The organism is Polaromonas sp., assembly GCF_039930745.1.
GTDB lineage: Bacteria > Pseudomonadota > Gammaproteobacteria > Burkholderiales > Burkholderiaceae_C > Polaromonas.
In genome coordinates this window covers 1-3,787 of sequence record NZ_JBDTTH010000173.1, presented here as the reverse complement: position 1 = coordinate 3,787, position 3,787 = coordinate 1, and the positions used below count along the sequence as shown (strand labels likewise).

Below are 3,787 nucleotides of genomic sequence, written 5' to 3'. Positions count from 1 at the left end.
GAACACGCGTTCAAGTTCAACGACGCCGTGCTGCGCCACCTGACCGTGGTCAAGAAGAAGGCTGAAACCGGTCCGTCCCTCATGATGCGCAACGTCGAGAGGGAAGAAGCCCGCAAGGCCCAGCAGCAGGAGTATGCGGCGTCGTAAGACGCCACCATGCTGTTGAACGACGCACTGCTGCGCAAAACACCTGCAGTGAACCGTGTTGAATTGACCGCTTGTATCGCCGAGGCCAGTCCTCTTCGTTACACGCCCGCTGGAATCCCCGCTGCCAACTTCGTTCTCGAACACGAGTCGGAAATGGTGGAGGCAGGTTCCACCCGGCAGATCAAGTTGACAATGAAGGCGGTGGCTTTTGGTGCCCTGGCAGAACAAACCGGCCAGATCTCCTTAGGCAAACCTTTCAGGTTCACCGGTTTTCTGGTCAATGCGCGAGGCAGCAAAAGTGTCGTGTTTCATATCCAAGCTTTTCAACCAGTTTCTGAACAAGTACTGAACCCTATTTAAGGAGTCCATCATGCCCGGACCAAAACGTTTCAACAAAGACAAGCGCCCCAAGCGCAATACCCAATCCCTGCTGTTCAAGCGCAAGCGTTTTTGCCGCTTCACAGCCGCTGGCGTTGAAGAAATCGACTACAAAGACATCGACACCCTGCGCGATTTCGTTGCCGAAAACGGAAAAATCATCCCCGCACGCCTGACCGGCACGCGCGCGATTTTCCAGCGCCAGATCAACACCGCCGTCAAGCGCGCTCGCTTCCTCGCGATGCTGCCTTACAGCGACCAGCACCGCAGCCTGTAAGGAACACGATCATGCAAATTATTCTGCTCGACAAAGTCGTGAACCTGGGCAACCTGGGTGAAGTCGTCAAGGTCAAGGACGGTTACGCACGCAACTTCCTGATCCCCTCCGGCCGCGCCCGCCGCGCAACCGCTGTGGCGATCAAGGAGTTTGAAGTCAAACGTGCCGAACTTGAAAAAGCTGCTGCTGCCAAGCTGGCCGAATCACAAGCCCAGGGTGCAAAGCTCAGCGGAACCACCGTCAAGCTCACGCAAAAAGCCGGCGTTGACGGCCGTCTGTTTGGCTCTGTGACCAATCACGACATTTCCGCTGAACTGACCAAGCTGGGCTTCGCAGTCGCCAAGGGCCAGGTGCGCATGCCCAACGGTCCTTTGAAGACTGTTGGCGACCATCCCGTGACCGTTGCACTGCACACCGACGTGGCCGTGGACATCACCGTCACGGTGTACGGCGAATCCGCTTAAGCAGAGCCTCGCGGTTCCCGAAAAAGCCGCTCGCTGAGCGGCTTTTTTCTTGGCTCCCTGAGTCGGCGCGGTTGTGCACATCTCCAGTGCCGATTTACACCGTATTTCCCATACTTATTCACAACTTTGTCCACCGCGTTTTAGCTGTGGCGGCGTACTATTTAGCACTTTTCCAGGAAACCCATGTCCGCTGTACTTTCCACTGTTGACGACGCCCGCTACAGCCCCGACCGGCAGATCGCGCAACTGCGCATTCCCCCGCACTCGATCGAGGGTGAGTCCAGCGTGCTGGGCGGTTTGCTGCTGGACAACGGCGCCTGGGATCGCGTCGGCGACCTGCTGGTGGACGAGGATTTCTACCGCTACGAACACAAGCTGATCTATGCTGCCGTGGGCGCGCTGATCAATGCCACCAAACCGGCCGACGTGATCACCGTGTACGAACACCTGCAAAACCAGGGCAAGGCCGAAGAGGTTGGTGGCCTGGCGTACCTGAATTCGCTCGCCCAGTACGTGCCCAGCGCCGGCAACATTCGCCGCTATGCCGAGATCGTGCGCGAGCGTTCCATCCTGCGCAAGCTGGTGGCCGCCAGCGACGAGATTGCCACCCAGGCCTTCAACCCCCAGGGTAAGGCCGTGGCCATGATCCTGGACGAGGCCGAGCAGAAAATCTTCAAAATCGGCGAGCAGGGCTCGCGCATGAAGCAGGGCTTCCAGAGCATGGACACGCTGGTGGTTAGCCTGCTGGACCGCGTGACCGAAATGTCGGAAAACCCGAACGACGTCACCGGCGTGCCCACCGGCTTTTACGACCTCGACAAGATGACCTCGGGTTTCCAGGCCGGCGACCTGGTGATTCTTGCGGCGCGGCCGTCCATGGGGAAAGCCCAGCCGCTGGATGCAAAAATCCGAACCCTCAGCGGGTGGAAGTTGATGGGCGATCTCGAAGTGGGTGATGCGCTCGCCTCCGTGGATGGTCAGGCGTCTATGGTGACGGGACTCTTTCCACAGGGTATTAAGCAAACTTACACGGTAACTTTTTCGGATGGGCGCTCGACGCAATGTTGCGGCGAGCATCTGTGGAGAGTCATGTACCGGGATTGGTCTGAACCACGTATTGTCTCCACTGATCGGCTGCGAGAGATGCTGACGAAGGTTCGCTATCGGGCGCGCTTATGGATTGACACGGTGTCTGGCGACTTTGGCAGCGTAGAGCCTTTACCTATTGAACCGCGGGTTCTGGGGAGCCTTCTGGGTGACGGTGGCTTGACCGGAACGGGGAGCGTCAGGTTTTCAACCGGGTCCGAGCAGACGCTTCAAACGATGCGCGACCGCCTGCCTGAAGGTATGGAGACTGTTCACGCTGGTAATTACGACCACCGCCTGGTGCAAGTCCATCGTGGTCGTGTGAAGGGTGTGCAAGGTGTGGTTGCCAACCCGTTGCGCGTGGCGCTGGAGGCACTGGGCTTGTCTGGACTGCCCAGCGATCAGAAGTTCATCCCTGAGATGTACTTGAATGCTAGCAAGCAGGCGCGTCTGGATCTGCTGCGCGGCCTTATCGACACCGATGGATGGGTAGAAAAATGGGGCAGCATACGCTTGTCTACCGCTAGCAAACGTTTGGCCTCAGATGTGGCCTTGCTGATTCGCTCGCTGGGTGGCTGGTGTTCAATTTCGCAGAAGCAGCCGCACTTCGTCAATACCGCCGGAATGCGGATGCAGGGTTTGCCTGCTTATGTTTGTCATATCTCACACTCGGATCCCAAATCCTTGATGCTGCTTACGGAGAAAAAGGCGCGTGTACCGCAGCAGTGGATTCGCCAAAAGAGGCTAACAGTCGCCTCAGTTGAAGCGGGGAATGCAGTAGCGTGCCAATGCATTTCAGTCAGCCACCCCAGCCATCTTTACGTCACCGATGACTACATCGTTACGCACAATACGGCCCTCGCCATCAACATTGCCGAACACGTGGCGCTCAACGAAGGCCTGCCGGTGGCCGTGTTCTCCATGGAGATGGGCGCCTCCCAATTGGCGGTGCGTATCGTCGGCTCCATCGGCCGCATCGACCAGACCCATCTGCGCACCGGCGCGCTGACCGACGAAGAGTGGCCGCGCCTGACTGAAGCCATCGAGAAGCTGCGCAACATCTCCCTGCACATCGACGAAACCCCGGGCCTGACCGTCAGCGAACTGCGCGCCAATGCTCGGCGCCTGGCGCGCCAGTGCGGCAAGCTGGGCTTGATCGTGGTTGACTATTTGCAGCTCATGAGCGTGTCCTCCAGCATGAGCGAAGAAAACCGCGCCACCGCCGTCGGTGAAATATCGCGCGGCTTGAAGATGCTGGCCAAGGAGCTGCAGTGCCCGGTGATTGCCCTGTCACAGCTGAGCCGCGGCGTCGAGTCCCGTACCGACAAGCGCCCCATGATGAGCGATCTGCGCGAGTCCGGCGCCATCGAGCAGGACGCCGACATCATCATGTTCATCTACCGCGACGAGTACTACACCAAAGACGCCTGCAAGG

4 protein-coding genes and 1 pseudogene are annotated in these 3,787 nt (G+C 58.6%); all 5 read left to right on the top strand.

The window, feature by feature from the left end; genetic code table 11:
- A pseudogene (locus ABI660_RS23220) lies at positions 1 to 147 on the top strand (30S ribosomal protein S6); the annotation flags it as partial.
- Positions 148 to 156: 9 nt separating this feature from the next.
- Positions 157 to 507, top strand: coding sequence for a primosomal replication protein N (gene priB / locus ABI660_RS23215; protein WP_348072588.1), 351 nt, complete (start codon positions 157 to 159; stop codon positions 505 to 507).
- 10 nt (positions 508 to 517) lie between these two features.
- Positions 518 to 802 (top strand): 30S ribosomal protein S18, encoded by a 285-nt coding sequence (gene rpsR, locus ABI660_RS23210; RefSeq protein WP_077592883.1) that lies wholly within the window; start codon positions 518 to 520, stop codon positions 800 to 802.
- A gap of 11 nt (positions 803 to 813) precedes the next feature.
- Positions 814 to 1,266, top strand: a complete 453-nt coding sequence (rplI, locus tag ABI660_RS23205) for a 50S ribosomal protein L9 (protein ID WP_348072586.1) — start codon at positions 814 to 816, stop codon at positions 1,264 to 1,266.
- A 183-nt stretch (positions 1,267 to 1,449) separates the two neighbouring features.
- The coding region (gene dnaB / locus ABI660_RS23200) for a replicative DNA helicase (RefSeq protein ID WP_348072584.1) at positions 1,450 to 3,787 on the top strand (2,338 nt) is incomplete at its 3' end.